The organism is Streptomyces monomycini, assembly GCF_022271435.1.
GTDB classification, from domain to species: Bacteria; Actinomycetota; Actinomycetes; order Streptomycetales; family Streptomycetaceae; genus Streptomyces; species Streptomyces monomycini.
On record NZ_JAFIQY010000027.1, the window covers coordinates 22,636 to 38,792 of the forward strand.

Genomic DNA, 16,157 nt, shown 5'->3' on the forward strand with positions numbered 1-16,157 from the left:
CGGGGGCCCGCCCCGGCCCCGTAAAATGGCGGGAATGCACGACGAACTGCGCGCCGCACTGGCCGGCCTGCTCGACGGCCTGCCGCCCACGCAGGCCGCGCGGGCCGTCAACCGTCTGATCGCCAACTACCGGGGCCGGACCCCGACCGACGCCCCGGTCCTCAGGGACCGCGCGGACGTCGCCGCGTACGCCGCCTACCGGATGCCCGCGACCTTCGAGGCCGTACGGCACGCGCTGGACGCCTTCGCGGCGCGGCTGCCCGGCTGGGCGCCCGCCTCCCACGTGGACATCGGCGGCGGCACCGGCGCCGCGACCTGGGCGGTCGCGGCCACCTGGGACGGTCACCGCACGACCGTGTACGACTGGGCCGAACCGGCGCTGGAGCTGGGCCGCGAGCTGGCCGACGGCGTGCTGCCGGACACGGACTGGCAGCGCCGGGTCATCGGCGCGGGCATGGCGATCCCGGAGGGCACGGACCTGGTCACCGTCTCGTACGTGCTCGGCGAGCTGCGCCCCGAGGACCGCCGCGCGGTCGTCGGCGCGGCGGCCGGGGCGTCGGCCGTCGTCCTGATCGAGCCCGGCACCCCGGACGGCTATCTGCGCATCCGCGAGGCCCGCGAGCAGCTGACCGACGCCGGTCTGCGCGTCGTCGCGCCGTGCCCGCACAGCGGTGTGTGCCCGATCGTGCCGGGCGAGGACTGGTGCCACATGGCCGCCCGGGTGACCCGCTCCTCGCTGCACCGCCAGGTCAAGGGCGGCTCGCTGCCGTACGAGGACGAGAAGTTCAGCTATGTCGCGGCGGTGCGGCCGGACGTGGTGGGCGGCGCGGACGGTGCGGCGGCCGCACCGGCGCGCATCGTCCGCAAGCCCCAGCTCCGTAAGGGACAGGTCCTGCTGGACCTGTGCACGGAGGAGGGGCTGCGGCGCGACACGGTCACCAAACGGCACGGCGACCGCTACAAGGCCGCCCGCGACGCCGAATGGGGCGACGCCTGGGAGCGGCCGGCGGGCTGACCGGCGGCCGAAGGGCTGACCGCTCCCGCTACGGGAGGGCCGGGCGTAGCTCCTGCGTGCAGCACTTGACGCTGCCGCCGCCCTTGAGCAGTTCGGCCAGGTCCATGCCGACGGGCTCGTACCCGCGCTCGCGGAGCGGCGCGAAGAGCCCCACCGCGGCCTGCGGCAGCAGCACGTGCCGCCCGTCGCTGACCGCGTTCAGCCCGAACGCCTCCGCGTCCGCGCGCGAGGCGATCAGGGCGTCGGGGAAGAGCCGGGCCAGCACGGCCCGGCTGCCCGCCGAGAAGGCGCCCGGGTAGTACATGACCTCCGAGTCCGTCGCGTCGTCCAGCACGCACAGCGCCGTGTCGAGGTGGTAGTAGCGCGGGTCGACCAGGTCCAGGCCGATCACCGGACGGCCGAAGTACTCCTGCGCCTCGGCGTGCGAGAGCGGACTGCTGCGGAAGCCGCGCCCGGCCAGCAGCCACGACGCGGTGACCGCGAAGTCGCCCTCCGCCTCGTTGACGTTCTCCGGCTCGCGCACCTCGGTGAAGCCGTGGTCGCGGTACCACGCGGCATGGACGGCGGCCTCGCCGCGGCGCTCCTCGAAGGCGAACCGCGCGCCGAGCACCCGGCCGTCCACGACGGTGGCGCCGTTCGCGGTGTAGACCATGTCCGGCAGGCCGGGGTGCGGCCGCAGCTCCTCGACGGTGTGGCCGAGCGCGCGGTAGCGGTCGCGCAGCACCTCCCACTGGGCCAGCGCCAGCGGCAGATCGACGGGTTTGTCCGGGTCCATCCAGGGGTTGATGGAGTAGCTGACCTTGAAGTGGGCCGGCGGGCACATCAGGTAGCGCCGGGGACGGGCGACGCGCGGAGGTGTACGCAAGGAAGGCTCCTCACGGTGGGTGGGACGCGGAGGCGTACGAGGTGCGTACGCGCTCAAATGGTCCACCGTGAGGAGCCCGTTGCGCAGTGATCCGTTCGGGTGGTTTTCACCCCTGGCGGGTTTCTCCGGCGCCGCGCTGCTCCTGGAGCCTGCGCAGCAGCGCGCGCCGCTGCGCCATCGGGTCGGTGCCGCCGCCCACGCCGTTGCCGCCCCGGCCGCCGCGCAGCGCGCCGCGGGAGAGCTTGCTGCGGGTGCCGCCGACGCCGAGCATGTTGCCCGCGCTTCCCTTGCTCATGGGGTCGTCTCCTTCGTCCGTCGAAAGGACGAGACGGTTCGTCTCGCTCGATGCCGAGTCTGGGCGAGACGCTCCGTCTTGTCAAGACGATACGTCTCGCCTCACCTGTCGGTAGACTCCGGGCATGGCCAACAAGACGGCGCCCGACGCCTCCCGCCGCAGCGAACGCTCCCGCCGCGCCATCTTCGACGCGGCCCTCTCCCTCGTCGGCGAGGTCGGCTACGACAAGCTCACGATCGAGGGCATCGCCGCCCGTGCCGGTGTCGGCAAGCAGACGATCTACCGCTGGTGGCCCTCCAAGGCCGCCGTCCTGCTGGACGCCTTCACCCAGGACGTCGAGGGGTACGAGGCCGGGCTGCCGGACACCGGCGACCTCGCCGCCGACCTCAAGTGGGTCCTGCGGGCCACCGCCGACGAATTCAACGACGAGAAGTGGCAGGCCCCCTACCGCGCGCTCGCGGCGGCCGGCGCGAACGACGCGGAGCTGTCGGCGCGCTTCGTCGAGCGGCTGCTGGAGCCCGGGATCGCGGTCTACGTGAACCGGATGCGGGCCGCCCAGGAGGCGGGGGAGATCGGGCCCGAGGTGGATGTACGGGTGGCGGCCGAGATGGTGCTGAGCCCGTTCTCCCAGCGCTGGCTGATGCGCACCGGCGAGCTGACGTACGCGTTCGTGGACACGCTGGTCGACATGGTGCTCGCCGGTCTGCGGCCGCGTACCTCCGGCTGACCGGCACCCGGGGGCACTCCCGGGTGAGGTGCCGGGATCGCCCAGGGGGCGTGAAAGGTAAAGGAAAGTGAACGAAGTGGGGTGGAAACCGACCGTATTGGTGGGATTCGCCCGTTCTCTGGTCACCCCGGATCCGTACTCCGGTCACCCGAAGAGGAGGATGGTGGCAGCATTGATCCCAGACCACCGCTCGAAGTGAGGGGATAGATGGAACGCAAGAGCAGGTTCTCCCAGTGGCTTCGCCGGCCGAGGAGCGGTTCGGACGGCGGCGATACGGACACGGGATCGGCGGCCGCGCAAGGCCGCGAGGACCTGCTGCTGGCGGTCGCCGACGCCGGTTTCCCGCTCGCCCCGGCCGCCCACCCCTCCGGCTACGGCTGTTCCTGCGAGCGCATCGGCTGTCCCACGCCCGGCCGGCACCCCGTCTCCTTCGGCTGGCAGACCGTCGCCAGCACCGACCGCGAGAAGGTCGCCGGCTGGGCGCGCGCTTATCCGCAGGCCAATTTCATCACCGCCACCGGCATCGCCCACGACGTGCTGGACGTCCCCGTCGAGGCGGGCCGCAGCGCCCTGGAGCGGCTGGAGGCGGCCGGCATCGAGGTCGGCCCGGTCGCGCTGAGCGGCGCGGCGCTCGGCCAGGGCCGGATGCTGTTCTTCACCGCCACCCGCGGCACCCCGGACGACGAGGACGAGTGGTGGCCCTGCGAGCTGGACTGCCATCCGGAGACCATGGACGAGCATCCGGGCCTGCGCTGGCACTGCCGCGGCAGCTACGTCCTCCTGCCGCCCTCCCGGCTGCCGGGCGACCAGCCCGCGGTGTCCTGGCTGCGCGGCCCCGAGCGGCCGGTGCCGGACCCGCTGACGCTACTGGAATCGCTCACCGACGCCTGCGCCGCGTACGCGGACCAGCAGCCCGACCACGACCACGAAGCGGCTGCCTGGCCGATCGGCCGCTGACGCCCGTACCGTGACCGGGTCCGCGGTACGACCGCCGGACCCGCGCCCAGCGTCCCGGGCCCGGGCCCCGTGCGCCCCGCCTACAGCGACTTCGCGGACGTCTTCGCCTCCAGCCGGTGCAGGACGCCGACCTTCCCGTCGGCGCCCGCCGCCGGAACCTTCACCACCTGCTCCGACAGGGTCGTGAACGTCATCCGGCTGGACGGTTTCGCCGGACCGTCCATGATCCCCTTGAGCTCCGGGCCGATGCTGATCCGCGACCCCTCGGAGACCGTCTTCTGCTGGTGGTAGTAGGTCGAGAAGAAGACCAGCGCGCCGCCGTCCTTGGTGCGCAGCGCGACCGGCGCGTACGTGGACGCCTGGTCCTCGTACTGGATACGGGAGCCCGGCTGCCGCCCCTGCCGCTCGCGCAGCGCCCGCCACCGGTCGGTGTGCGGCCCCGGGGCGAAGGTGTCGCCCTTGCCGGTGTTCAGGTACGCCGCGTACGCCTCGCCCAGCTCGCCGGGCGCGACCTTCAGCCCGGAGCCCTTCGCGTCGGCCGGCACCACCTCGGCGAAGCCGTCCTGGTCCGTCTTGAACTGCGGGATCTCGTCGTCGGTCAGCGAGGACAGGTAGCTGGCCTTCCACTGCGCGCCCACCGCGTTCCGGGTGAACACCAGGAACCACCGCGCGTTGCTGCGGTTGCTGACCGCGTCCGCCAGGAACACCTTCGGCCAGCCCGCCTGCTTGGGCACGGTGAACGTCGGGTTGGTCAGCTTCAGCGGCGGGAACTCGGGGTTGCCCTGCGGGCTGACCGCGTGCCCCGCCTTGGTGAGCGCCTGGTCGACGGCGAGCAGCGAGTCCGTCTCGTAGGTCGGGTTCACCTTCGGGTCCAGCTTGCTGTTGGACGTGTTGAAGCCGTCGACGAACTGCTGGAGCGCCGTGGCGGCCTCATCCTTCGACACCGCCGGCAGCATCTCCCGTTCACCGTGCACGGTCATGCATCCGCTCAGCGTCAGCAGCGCCGCGCTCGCGGCGGTCAGCGCTACGGGCACCCGGAACGGCGACCTGCGTGTCATGGGGCTCGGGCTCCTTCGGGGCGACCGGGGCCGGGGCGGCCTGGGCGGCCGCCGGGGTGGCGAGATTCGGCGCAACCCTACCGGGGGAGGGGAGGCGGGCGGGCGCGGGGACCGGCAACAGCGCCCGCACCGTGACCTGGCGGACGGCCGGCCCCACCGGCCATTACGGGACGCAACGGCCGCGCCCGGACACGAACCGGTCAGGTTTCACGCAAAGGCATGACCAGGGGAACGCCGGTGCGCGGGTGCCCGATCACCTCGACCGGCTGCCGGTAGACCCGGCTCAGCAGTTCCGCGCCGAAGACCTCGCCGGGCGGGCCCTGCGCGGCGATCCGCCCGCCGTGCAGCAGGGCCGCCCGGTCCGCGTACGCGGCGGCCAGCCCCAGGTCGTGCAGGACCACCGCCACCGCGGCCCCCGCCGCCGCCCGCTCCCGGCAGAGCCGCAGCACCAGTTCCTGGTGGCGCAGGTCCAGCGCGGCGGTCGGCTCGTCGAGCAGCAGCAGCGGGGCGCGCTGGGACAGGACACGGGCGAGTGCGACGCGGGCCCGTTCGCCGCCGGACAGCGCGGAGAACGGCCGGCCCGCGAAGCCGGTCACCTCGGTCGCCGCCATCGCCTCCGCGACGGCCGCCTCGTCCTCGTCCTCGCCCGGAGTGCCCGCCCAGGGCGCGCGGCCCATCCGTACGACGTCCGCCACCGTGAACGGGAAGGACAGCGCGGCGGACTGCGGCAGGACGGCCCGGCGCAGCGCGAGTTCGGGCGCGGTCCAGGCGGTGGCCGGGCGGCCGTCGATCCGTACCCCGCCGGTGGTGGCGGGCAGGTCGGCGGCGAGCGCGGCGAGCAGCGTGGACTTGCCCGCGCCGTTCGGCCCGACGAGCGCCAGCACCTGGCCCGCGGTCACCTCCAGATCGATGCCGTCCAGCACCGTACGGCCGCCCAGCCGTACGCCGAGACCGTCGGCCCGCGCGTAGGCCGTGCCGACGGCGACGGGCGCGGGCAATGTACGGGCGCGCTTCGCGAACCACGTACCGAGCGCCGGAATCCGTCCCCGGCTCATGCCCAGCCCCCTTGCTTGCGGCGGGTCCTGCGCAGCAGCCAGAAGAAGAACGGGCTGCCGAACAGGGCGGTCAGGACACCCAGCGGCAGTTCCGCGGGCTGGGCGACGGTGCGGGCGGCGAGGTCGGCGACGACCAGCACCAGCGCGCCGCCCAGGGCGCTGCCCGGAATCAGGAAGCGGTGCCCGGGCCCGGCCGCCATCCGCAGCAGGTGCGGTACGAGCAGGCCGACGAAGGAGATGACACCGGCCACCGCCACGGCCGCCGCGGTGAGCAGCGCGACGACCAGGATCAGGACGACGCGCAGCCGTTCCACGTCGACGCCGAGGTGCCGGGCGGGGCGTTCGCCGAGCGCCAGGAGGTCCAGCTTGCGGGCGTAGCAGGGGGCGACGGCCAGCCCGGCGACGGCGCACGGCAGGACGGCCAGCACCTTGGGCCAGACGGCCCCGGACAGTGAACCGAGCTGCCAGAAAGTGATCTGCGAGACCTGCGCGTTGTCCGCGAAGAAGAGGAACAGGCCGATCAGCGCGCCCGCGAAGGCGTTCACCGCGATGCCGGTGAGGATCAGCGTGACGACCTCGGTACGGCCGCCCGAGCGGGAGAGCGTGTAGACGACCAGGACGGTCAGCAGGCCGGTGGCGAACGCGCAGGCCGGGACCGTCCACATGCCCAGGAAGCCGAGGCCCAGCGCGATCGCGCCGACGGCGCCGACCGCGGCGCCCGACGAGATGCCGATGACACCCGGTTCGGCGAGCGGATTGCCGAACACGCCCTGCATCAGGGCGCCCGCGCAGCCGAGCGACGAGCCGACGAGCAGGGCCAGCACGACGCGCGGCAGCCGCACGTTCCACAGCACGCTCTCGCCCACCCGGTCCAGCTCGGCGCCGCCGAGGTGCAGATGGTGCAGCAGCGAGCCGAGGACGTCGCCGAGCGGGATGCGGTACGCGCCGAGCCCGGCGGAGAGCAGACAGCCGGCCAGCAGGGCGAGGGTGAGGCCGGCGGTCAGGAGGGTGGTGCGGGGGAAGCGGTGCGGGGGTGGCGGGGGGCTCGCGGCAGCGGCCGGGTCCGTGGCGGAGTGTGCGTCCGCGCCGGAGTGCGCGCCCGCGTCGGGGCGCGAGTCCGTGCCGGAGTGCGCGCCCGCGTCCGTGCCGGTGCCCGCGCCCGTACTGATGCCCGCGCCCGTACCCGTGTCCGTCCGAGGGAGTGCCGTCATCTCACTTCCCCTTGGCGTGGAACTGCTGGACCAGGGAGCGCAGTACGGCGTCCGTGCGCGGCCCGTAGTTGAGCAGCACGCCGTCGTCGACGGCGGCCACCCGCCGGTCCATCCCGGCCGGTGTCTGCGCCACGCCGGGGATCTTCACCAGCCCGTCGACGCCGCCGACGGACTCCAGACCCTTGGTCATCACCAGGATGACGTCCGGCGCGGCCTTGGCGAGCGCCTCGCTCGTGATCGGGGTGAAGTCCTTCTCCAGGCCCGACTCCTTGCCCGCGTCGATGCCGCCGGCCGCTTCGATCAGTGAGCCGGCACCGGAGCGGGCGCCCCCGATGAGGTAGACGGAGGCGGAGCCGCGCAGGTAGAGGAAGGCCACCCGGGGGCGGTCGGCCGCCTCCGTGCCGCCGTGCGGGGCGCTCTTGCGGACGGCCTCGATCCGCTGGTCGGTCCGGGTCTTGAGGGCGTCGCCCGCCGTACGGGCACCGAGGGCCGCCGCGACCGCGTCGATCCGGGTGTCCACGTCGGCGAGCTGCGTCGCGGGCGTGAACGTGACGACCGGGACACCGGCGTCGCGTATCTGGCCGACGGCCTCCGCCGGTCCGGTGGTGGTGTCGGCGAGGACCACGTCGGGCTTGAGCGACAGCACGCCTTCCGCCGAGACGTCGTGCGCGCGGGTCACCACGGGCAGCTTCGCCGCCTGCTCGAAAGTGGCGGTGATGTCACGCGCGACGACCCGGTCACCGAGCCCGAGGGAGAAGACGATCTCCGAGAGGGAGCCGGTGAGCGGCACGATCCGGTCGGCCTTGCGCACCGTCACGTCGTGGCCGTCGGCGGACCGTACGGTCGCGGGCAGCGCGGGCCGGGGCGCGGGACCGGACAGCGGCTCGACGCGGTCGGCGGCGGTCCGGGCGGCGGGTTTCGCCGGGGGAGCGGCGGCGTCCGTACCGCCGCCGCAGCCGACGAGCGCGAGGGCCAGCGCCAGGGTGGCAGCGAGGGCCGCGGCGGGGCGTGACAGGCGCCGGCGGACCGGCTCCCGGAAGGTTGCTGTCACTGTCCCGCCTTTCTGTGTGCGTGAGTTGACCGGGACCGGTGGTGCGGGCGGGAGTCAGGTCGACTCCCGGGGTTCCGCTCCGGTCGCGGTTAGCTTAGGTTAGCCTTACCTTAATCGCTAGCCCTTGGAGGGGTCCTCCATGCTGCCGTTCAGACCGGCCGGCGGCCGTACACACGGCCGCGCCCGCGTGCTCGCCGCCGCCTTCCTGGTGGCACTGCTGGGCACGCTGCTCCCCGCGCTGCCCGCGGCCCCCGCCCAGGCGGCGGCCCGCACGGTCGCGGGAGGCCGGCTGGACTGGGGCATCAAATCCTCCTTCCAGTCGTACGTCACCGGGCCCATCGCGCAGGGCAGTTGGACCGTGAACGGCGGCGCCGCCACGGTCGGCGACAGCCGGTTCCGCTTCCACTCCGCCACCGGCGGCTACGACCCGGACAGCGGCGCCCTGACGGCCGGCTTCTCCGGCGGCGTCCACTTCACCGGCCACCGCAAGCCGGACGGCTCGTACGAGATGGACCTGACCATCAGCCGTCCCCAGGTCACCGTCGCCGACGGCCGCGGCACCCTCTTCGCCGACATGACCAGCAAGGAGAAGGGCACCGGCCGTGTCACCACGGCTGCCCGGGTGCCGCTCGCCACCCTGGACCTCGGCGGCGTCGACACCCGGGGCGGCGGCACGCCCATCGCGCTGACGAACGTCCCGGCGAAGCTGACCGCGCAGGGCGCGCGCGCCTTCGCCGGGTACTACACGGCAGGGACGCGGCTCGACCCGGTGAGCCTGTCCGCCGACGTACGCGCGGACCGCGGGCAGAGCCCGGAGCCCAGCCCGGAAGCCACCCCTTCCGGCGATGGCGACAGCGCCGAGGGCGGCGACGCCCGGCGCGGCACCTTCACCGAGGCCGCCGTCGACTGGGGCGTCCGCCGTACCTTCCGCGAGTACGTCACCGGCGCCATCGCCCACGGCAGGTGGCAGCTGTCCGACGGCGCCCAGGACGGCGGCGCACTCTTCCGCTTCCCGCGCGGCAAGGGCACGTACGACGCCGAAAAGGGCACCCTCGACGCCGATTTCACGGGAAAGCTGCACTTCACCGGCGAGAACCTGGACCTGACCCTCACCGCCGTCTCGGTCACGGTGCGGGACGGCCGTGGCACCCTCGCCGCCGACGTCACCCACGACGGTACGACCGCCGGGCGCACCCCGCTGGCCACCTTCGAGGCGAAGCGGCTCACGCCGGAGAAAGGCCTGATCAAGCTCACCGAAGTACCGGCACGGCTCACCGCCGACGGCGCGAAGGCGTTCGGTGGCCTGTACCGGGAGGGCACGGACATGGACCCCGTCTCGCTCGCGGTCGCCGTCGACAAGAAGGCCACGCTGCCCGCCCTCCCCGACCTCGGCACCGACCCCGGGGCCGCCGCCGCGGACGGGAAGGCGGACGGGAAGCAGGTGGAGCAGGCCGCCGCCGAGCAGGCCGCGCCCACCGCGCCCGCTTCGACCGGTTCCACCCGCACCGTCGTCCTCCTCGTCGCGGCCGGCGTGCTGCTCGTCGCCGTCGCCGCTTTCCCCGTCCTGCGCGCCCGCCGCCGCCGTACGGCCCCCTCGGCGCCCCCGCAGGACTGACCCACCGCACACCCCCACCGCACCCCCACCCAAGGAGAGCCACCGACCATGGCCGCCATACGCCGCCCGCTCGCCCTCGCGGCAGCCATCGCCACCGCCGCCACCACCGCGGCCCTGTGCCTGCCGTCCGTCGCCACGGCCGCCCCCGCCAACGGCACGGCAGCGCCGAAGATCCAGCTGAAGAACGGCACGCTCGACTGGGGCGTCAAGGAATCCTTCCGCACGTACGTCAAGGGCATGGCGCACGGCGAGATCACCACCGCCGACGGCGCACGGCAGGCCCCGGACAACGGCCCGTTCACCTTCACCAACGGCACCGGCACGTACGACCTGAGCACCCACGCCGTCGCCACCACCTTCCAGGGCAGCGTCCGCTTCACCTCGAAGATGCACGGCTTCGACATCCGGCTGGCGGACCTGAAGGTCGCCACGCAGGGCACGTCGGGTGCCATCACCGCGGACGTCACGGCGGCGGGCACGACGCAGGACGACGTGGCCCTGGCTTCGCTCGACCTCTCGGCGGTACGGCCGGGGAGCGGTACGGGCGGCGCGATGACGTTCGCGAAGATCCCGGTGAAACTGACCGCCAAGGGCGCCGAGGCGTTCAACGGCATGTACAAGGAGGGCCAGGAACTCGACCCGGCCACGCTGACGGTGACCCCGGCGAGCACGCCAGGGAAGCCGGCGCAGCCCGCGCCGGGCGGGAACGGTCAGGGTGGCGAGGACGGCAAGGGCAGCGAGACCGGCAAGGGCGGCAAGGGCGGCAAGGAGGGGGAGCAGGCGGGCGGTGAGCCCGGCGGTAAGCAGGGCGTGCACGCGGGCTCGGGGCCGGACTCGGCTTCGGGCTCCGGTACCGGTTCCGGCTCCTCGGATCATAAGTCGGCCGCCGGCCGCGCCTCCGGTGCCGCCGCGCCCGCCCCCGCCTCCGGCAAGGTGCTCGACGGCACCCTCGACTGGGGTGTCAAGCAGTCCTTCCGCGAGTACATCACCGGCCCCATCGCGCACGGCAAGGCCGAACTCGCGGGCGGCGCCGTCACCTCCGCGGCCGGTTACCGCTTCCCCAAGGGCCACGGCACGTACGACGCCGCCAAGACCACCCTCGCCGCGCAGTTCAACGGCTCGGTCCGCTTCACCGGCCACGGCGGCGTCCTGGACCTGAAGTTCAGCAACCTCAAGGTCACGGCGAGCGGCACCAAGGGCACGCTGGTCGCGGACGTATCGGCCAAGGCGCGCGCCACCGGCAAGGTCACCGACACGCCGGGCATGGCCGTGGCCGACCTCAAGATCCCGGCCGGGGCCCTCACCGCCAAGAACGGTGTCGTCACCCTCAAGAACGTGCCCGCGACGCTGACCGCCGCCGGGTCCAAGGCGTTCGACTCCATGTACCAGCCCGGCCAGGCCCTCGACCCGGTGACGGCCGCCGTGACGGTCGACCCCGAGGCCCAACTTCCCGCCGGGGGCGGCGTGTCCGGCTCCTCGGTCGTCACCGGCGGATCCGGGAGCACCGGCGGCGGCACCGCGAGCTTCAGCAGCGGCGCCGCCGGCAGCGGCTCGCTCGCGGCCACCGGCGCCACCGTGCCCAACGGCGCGCTGGCGGGCGTGGCCGGTGCGCTGATCGTCGCGGGCGGCGCGGCCACCTACGCCGTACGCCGCCGCACCGCTCTGTAACCCGCCCTCCGGACCCCCGCATCCCCGGGCTCCGCACCCCAGGGGCCGCCTCCCCACACCCCACACAGGCGCGCCCCGGGCCCAGGGGCCGGCCGTACCCGCCGCGCACGCCTCCGCGCGGCGGGTACTTCGGCGTTCCCGCGCCCCCGGTGATCCGCTGCCGCCGCACGCGCGATGGAATACGGTCATGACAGCGCCAGAGGCCCCCGAACTGCACGTCGTACGCGTCTTCTGCGGCACGGACGGCCGGGGCGGCAACCCCTTGGGCGTCGTCCGGAACGGAGCAGCCGTACCGGACAGTGCCGCGCGCCAGGCGCTCGCCGCCGACCTCGGCTTCAGCGAGACCGTCTTCCTCGACGGTGCGGGCGGTGGCCGGTCCGGCACGCTCGACATCCGCACCCCCAGCGTGCGGCTGCCCTTCGCCGGACACCCCTTGGTCGGTACGGCGTGGCTGCTGCGGCACCTCGGGCAGCCGGTGGCCGCGCTGCACCCGCCGGCCGGCGAGGTGCCGGTCGCGTACGAAGGGGAGGCCGTCTGGGTGCGCGGGCGCCCGGAGTGGTCCACGGGGCGCCGTACGCGGGAGTGCGCGACGGTGGCGGACGTGGAGGCGCTGCCCGGACCGCCGCCAGGAGACGGCCCGCTCTACGTCTGGGCGTGGCGGGACCGCGGCGCGGGGACGGTACGCGCCCGCTACTTCCCCCGCCGCGGTGACGGCATCGTGGAGGACGAGGCCACGGGGGCCGCGGCGCTCACTCTCACCCACGAACTCGGGCGTGCCCTGGACGTCCGCCAGGGCACCGGCTCCCGCATCCTGACGCGCCCGCACGCGGACGGCACGATCGCGCTGGGCGGCCGGGTGCTGCCCGTAAGGACGGCGCCCTGACGGGAGCCGGAGCGGGGAAGCCGGTCACGCCCGCCCGCTCACGCCCGCCCGCTCACGCCCGGCCGTTCACGCGCTCAGCGGGAACGCGGCCCCCAGCTCGCGGAAGACCGCCGTGTTCAGCGCGAAGGCGCGCTTGCACTCGTCGATCACCCGCTGCTTCTCCAGGTCGTCCACCGGCAGCGCGTCCAGCAGCTCGCGGTACTCCCGCTTGAAGGCGGCGGGGTTGCCTATCCCTTCGAAGACGTAGAAGCGCACGCCGTCCCCCTTGCGGGCGAAGCCCCAGGTCTTCTCGGCCGTGCCGCGGATGATCTGGCCGCCGGAGAGGTCGCCCAGGTATCGGGTGTAGTGGTGCGCGACATAACCGGCGGGCCAGCGGACGGCGCATTCGGTGACGCGGTCGGCGTACGCGGCGGTGGCCGGCAGCGGCTCCAGGCCCGTACGCCAGGACGGGCCGCCGAGGTGGGCGAGGTCCCGCTCCAGCTCTGCCGTACGGGCCAGCTCCGGCCGGAGGAACGGTCCGGCGACCGGGTCCCCGGCGAGGGCCTCGGCGGCGCCTTCCAGCGCGCGGTAGACGAACCACAGCTGCTCGGTGTAGCGCCGGTAGGCCGTGACGCCGAGTTTGCCGCCGAGCAGGTCGCCCATGAAGGACGAGTTCTCGGCCTCCGTGTGCTGCTCGTGCGACGCGGTGCGGATCAGGGTGGAGAACGGCACCGATGCGGCGGCGTGCGCGGACGGGGTCGAGCTGGGCGCGGCCAAGGCGGACCTCCGGGGACCGATGGGGTGCGTACGGGAACAGATTGTGGTTGGTTAGGCTTACCTAAGTCAACCCGTTCCCGACGGTGTGTCGGTAACGTTTCCGACGTGCTGTCGGCAACATGCCGACATTGCGTCGCTCATGTTTCCGACGGGCTGTCGGCAACCTACCCGACATCATGTCGGTAAAAACCCCGCGACGAAAGCCCCCGCGGCACGGAAGCGGGGTCCGCGGGGGCCTGGGCGGCGAGTGCTACGGGCGCCGAGCGCTACGGGAGAGTGAGGATCTCCGCGCCGGTCTCCGTGACGACGAGGGTGTGCTCGAACTGCGCGGTGCGCCTGCGGTCCTTCGTCACCACCGTCCAGCCGTCCTCCCACATGTCGTACTCGTGGGTGCCCAGCGTCAGCATCGGCTCGATGGTGAAGGTCATGCCGGGCTTGATGTCGGTGGTGTGGTGCGGGCTGTCGTAGTGCGGCACGATCAGTCCGGAGTGGAAGGACGAGTTGATCCCGTGGCCGGTGAAGTCACGGACCACCCCGTAGCCGAAGCGCTTGGCGTACGACTCGATGACCCGGCCGATGATGTTGATCTGGCGACCCGGCTTGACCGCCTTGATCGCGCGGTTCAGGGACTCGCGGGTCCGCTCCACCAGGAGCTTGGACTCCTCGTCCACGTCGCCGCACAGGTACGTGGCGTTGTTGTCGCCGTGCACGCCGTTGATGTACGCGGTCACGTCCAGGTTCACGATGTCGCCGTCCTTCAGGACGGTCGAGTCCGGGATGCCGTGGCAGATGACCTCGTTGACCGAGGAGCACAGGGACTTCGGGAAGCCGCGGTAGCCGAGGGTGGAGGGGTAGGCGCCGTGGTCGCACATGAACTCATGGGCGACCCGGTCCAGTTCGTCGGTGGTCACACCCGGAGCGATCAGCTTGGCGGCCTCCTCCATCGCCTGGGCGGCGATCCGCCCCGCGATGCGCATCCGCTCGATCGTTTCCGCGTCCTGCACCTCGGGGCCCGTATAGGGGGTGGGCGCGGACTTGCCCACGTACTCGGGGCGCGGGACGGAGGCGGGGACGGGGCGGGTGGGGGAGATCGTCCCCGGGACAAGAAGCGACTGGCCAGACATGCCAGCGAGTGTATCCGTGGCCCATCGGGCAGGATGGCGGCACAGGTGTCGCAGACAGGAGGCCGTGATGGCGCTGTTCAAGAGGCGGACGGCCGGCAAGGCCGGCGAGTGGTACTACTGCCTCAAGCACGGAACGGTCGAAGAGGGCCCCGAGTGCCGCGCCGCCGACCGCTTCGGCCCGTACGCGACGCGCGAGGAGGCGGCCCACGCGATGGAGACCGCCCGCGAACGCAATGTGGAGTGGGAGACGGACCCCCGCTGGCACGAGAAAGGGCAGGGCCCGGGGCAGGGGAAGAGCCAGGAGTAGGGGCGGGGCCCCGGCCCCGGTCACGCCGCCGGGGTCGGCTCCGTCCGCTCCGCCTCCGCTCGCGCCGTACGGATCTCACGCATCCGCACCGCGTGCTCGTTCGTCCGCGCGTCGTACGCCAGCAGCTTCGGGAGCGCCGCGGCCAGCCCCACCACCCCGGCCACGCACAGCACGCCGCCCGCCCACACCGACGTCCGTACGGACGTGACGGCCGCCATACCGCCCGAGCGGACCTGGCCGAGCTGCGGCCCGACCGAGTACGACAGCAGCTCGATGCCGGCCAGCCGGCCGCGCAGCTCGTCGGGGATGGTCTGGTTCCACATGGCGGACCGGAAGATGCCGCTGACCATGTCGCACGCCCCGGCCGCGGCCAGGCTCAGCAGCACCAGCCAGACGTTCGACGCCCAGCCCGCCGCGGTCATCGCCAGCCCCCAGGCCGCCGCCGCGTACAGCACCGCCCGACCGTGCCGGTGCACCCGTGAGGTCCAGCCGCTGGTCAGGCTGACCAGGCAGGATCCAGCAGGCAGCGCCGCATACATCAGGCCGAGCGCCCACGGCGCGCCCAGGTCGTCCGCCAGGAACGGGAAGATCGCCATCGGGAACGCGAAGAGCATGGCGGTCAGGTCGACGGCGTACGTACCGAGCAGTTCCTTGCGGTTCCAGGCGTAGCGCGCGCCCTCCCAGATGCCGCGCAGCGACGGCTTCTCGGCGTCGTGCGAGGCGGGGGAGGCCGCCAGCCCGACCGCGAGCAGCACGGATATCGCGTATGTGACGGCGTCGATCGCGTACGCCCATCGCAGCCCCGCGTACGCCAGCAGCACACCGGCCAGCGCCGGCCCGGCGATGGCGCCGATCTGCCAGCGCAAAGCGTTCAGCGCGGACGCGGCGGGCAGCTGCTCGTGCGGGACGATGCGCGGCACGATCGAGTCGAGGGCCGGGCGCTGGAGCCCGGTCAGCGCGCTGGTCGCCGCCACGATCACGTACAGCGGCCAGATCAGCGGGTCCGGCAACAGGCTGTTGACCAGCAGCAGCACCGACAGCAGCCCGAGGGCCGCCTCGGTCCACAGGATGAGCTTGCGGCGGTCCATGGCGTCGGCGAGCGCACCGCCGTACAGGCCGAAGACGATCAGCGGCACGATCTCCACCGCGCCCACCGCGCCGACCGCGAGCGTCGAACCCGTCAGCTCCTTGAGCTGGAACGGCACGGCGACGAGGGTGAGGAACGACCCGAACACGGTCACCGCGCCCGCGCACCACATCCGGCGGAAGTCGGCGGAGGAGCGCCACGGCGCCAGGTCGGGGAGCAGGGCGGCGGCCCGGCGGGAACGCTGCGGAGGGGAAGAATCTTCTTCGGTCACAACGCACCATCGTGCGGCGGCGCCGGGGCGGCGGGCAACGGAATTCCGGGCGGACAGCGGCCGGACGGGGTGGACGCCAGGTGTCCGGAAGGCGGCTTTCCGGTGCCGTGCGTGCCGTGGCGACGCAGTCGGGTGGCGGCCCGCGCCATCCGTGTGCCGTGCCTTGACGGCCAGTTGGGGGCTCCCTATGGTCACGCTGACAGAGGACGTCC

Annotated in this window: 16 protein-coding genes; 7 read left to right on the forward strand and 9 right to left on the reverse strand. The window is 73.5% G+C overall.

Annotated features, from left to right (window positions below):
* Positions 1-34 precede the first annotated feature (34 nt).
* Positions 35-1,015 carry a small ribosomal subunit Rsm22 family protein gene (locus tag JXZ78_RS26280; protein WP_030019781.1) on the forward strand — a complete coding sequence of 327 codons (981 nt, stop codon included), beginning with the start codon at positions 35-37 and terminating at the stop codon, positions 1,013-1,015.
* Between the two features lie 28 nt (positions 1,016-1,043).
* Here JXZ78_RS26280 and ddaH read toward each other — a convergent pair whose 3' ends face one another.
* Both ddaH and JXZ78_RS26290 read right to left on the reverse strand, forming a co-directional pair.
* Positions 1,044-1,880: a dimethylargininase gene (gene ddaH / locus JXZ78_RS26285; protein ID WP_341865874.1), complete on the reverse strand. Its 837-nt coding sequence runs from the start codon at positions 1,878-1,880 to the stop codon at positions 1,044-1,046.
* A 106-nt stretch (positions 1,881-1,986) separates the two neighbouring features.
* Positions 1,987-2,175, reverse strand: a complete 189-nt coding sequence (locus JXZ78_RS26290; RefSeq protein WP_030019783.1) for a DUF6243 family protein — start codon at positions 2,173-2,175, stop codon at positions 1,987-1,989.
* 124 nt (positions 2,176-2,299) lie between these two features.
* Here JXZ78_RS26290 and JXZ78_RS26295 point away from each other — a divergent pair, with 124 nt between their 5' ends.
* Both JXZ78_RS26295 and JXZ78_RS26300 read left to right on the forward strand, forming a co-directional pair.
* Positions 2,300-2,902 carry a TetR/AcrR family transcriptional regulator gene (locus tag JXZ78_RS26295; protein ID WP_030019784.1) on the forward strand — a complete coding sequence of 201 codons (603 nt, stop codon included), beginning with the start codon at positions 2,300-2,302 and terminating at the stop codon, positions 2,900-2,902.
* Positions 2,903-3,109: 207 nt separating this feature from the next.
* Positions 3,110-3,859: a bifunctional DNA primase/polymerase gene (locus JXZ78_RS26300; RefSeq protein WP_030019785.1), complete on the forward strand. Its 750-nt coding sequence runs from the start codon at positions 3,110-3,112 to the stop codon at positions 3,857-3,859.
* Positions 3,860-3,939: 80 nt separating this feature from the next.
* Here JXZ78_RS26300 and JXZ78_RS26305 read toward each other — a convergent pair whose 3' ends face one another.
* The 4 genes from JXZ78_RS26305 to JXZ78_RS26320 all read right to left on the reverse strand — a co-directional run bounded on the left by JXZ78_RS26305 (position 3,940) and on the right by JXZ78_RS26320 (position 8,234).
* Positions 3,940-4,917 (reverse strand): SCO2278 family lipoprotein, encoded by a 978-nt coding sequence (locus tag JXZ78_RS26305; protein ID WP_238783388.1) that lies wholly within the window; start codon positions 4,915-4,917, stop codon positions 3,940-3,942.
* Positions 4,918-5,117: 200 nt separating this feature from the next.
* On the reverse strand, positions 5,118-5,972 hold the full coding sequence (locus tag JXZ78_RS26310) for a heme ABC transporter ATP-binding protein (RefSeq protein WP_050502403.1): 855 nt from the start codon (positions 5,970-5,972) through the stop codon (positions 5,118-5,120).
* The gene (locus tag JXZ78_RS26315) at positions 5,969-7,183 is read right to left on the reverse strand and encodes a FecCD family ABC transporter permease (protein ID WP_050502404.1); all 1,215 of its coding nucleotides are present in this window, start codon (positions 7,181-7,183) and stop codon (positions 5,969-5,971) included. The genes JXZ78_RS26310 and JXZ78_RS26315 overlap by 4 nt, the downstream gene beginning before the upstream one ends.
* Position 7,184: 1 nt before the next feature.
* Positions 7,185-8,234 carry a heme/hemin ABC transporter substrate-binding protein gene (locus JXZ78_RS26320; RefSeq protein ID WP_050502405.1) on the reverse strand — a complete coding sequence of 350 codons (1,050 nt, stop codon included), beginning with the start codon at positions 8,232-8,234 and terminating at the stop codon, positions 7,185-7,187.
* 139 nt (positions 8,235-8,373) lie between these two features.
* Between JXZ78_RS26320 and JXZ78_RS26325 the strand changes: the two genes are divergently transcribed.
* The 3 genes from JXZ78_RS26325 (at position 8,374) to JXZ78_RS26335 (ending at position 12,400) form a co-directional block, all read left to right on the forward strand.
* Positions 8,374-9,849: an HtaA domain-containing protein gene (locus JXZ78_RS26325; RefSeq protein WP_030019790.1), complete on the forward strand. Its 1,476-nt coding sequence runs from the start codon at positions 8,374-8,376 to the stop codon at positions 9,847-9,849.
* A 48-nt stretch (positions 9,850-9,897) separates the two neighbouring features.
* Entirely contained in the window at positions 9,898-11,517 is a 1,620-nt protein-coding gene (locus JXZ78_RS26330) for an HtaA domain-containing protein (RefSeq protein WP_030019791.1), read from the forward strand.
* 187 nt (positions 11,518-11,704) lie between these two features.
* On the forward strand, positions 11,705-12,400 hold the full coding sequence (locus tag JXZ78_RS26335; RefSeq protein ID WP_030019792.1) for a PhzF family phenazine biosynthesis protein: 696 nt from the start codon (positions 11,705-11,707) through the stop codon (positions 12,398-12,400).
* A gap of 66 nt (positions 12,401-12,466) precedes the next feature.
* On the opposite strand, the gene JXZ78_RS26340 is transcribed toward JXZ78_RS26335, so the two are convergent.
* Together JXZ78_RS26340 and map are read right to left on the reverse strand one after the other, a co-directional pair.
* Positions 12,467-13,156: a biliverdin-producing heme oxygenase gene (locus JXZ78_RS26340; RefSeq protein ID WP_050502406.1), complete on the reverse strand. Its 690-nt coding sequence runs from the start codon at positions 13,154-13,156 to the stop codon at positions 12,467-12,469.
* A gap of 266 nt (positions 13,157-13,422) precedes the next feature.
* Positions 13,423-14,280 (reverse strand): type I methionyl aminopeptidase, encoded by an 858-nt coding sequence (gene map / locus JXZ78_RS26345; RefSeq protein WP_030019794.1) that lies wholly within the window; start codon positions 14,278-14,280, stop codon positions 13,423-13,425.
* Positions 14,281-14,347: 67 nt separating this feature from the next.
* Here map and JXZ78_RS26350 point away from each other — a divergent pair, with 67 nt between their 5' ends.
* Entirely contained in the window at positions 14,348-14,587 is a 240-nt protein-coding gene (locus JXZ78_RS26350) for a hypothetical protein (RefSeq protein ID WP_030019795.1), read from the forward strand.
* 20 nt (positions 14,588-14,607) lie between these two features.
* On the opposite strand, the gene JXZ78_RS26355 is transcribed toward JXZ78_RS26350, so the two are convergent.
* Entirely contained in the window at positions 14,608-15,846 is a 1,239-nt protein-coding gene (locus tag JXZ78_RS26355) for an MFS transporter (protein ID WP_238783394.1), read from the reverse strand.
* Between the last annotated feature and the right edge of the window lie 311 nt (positions 15,847-16,157).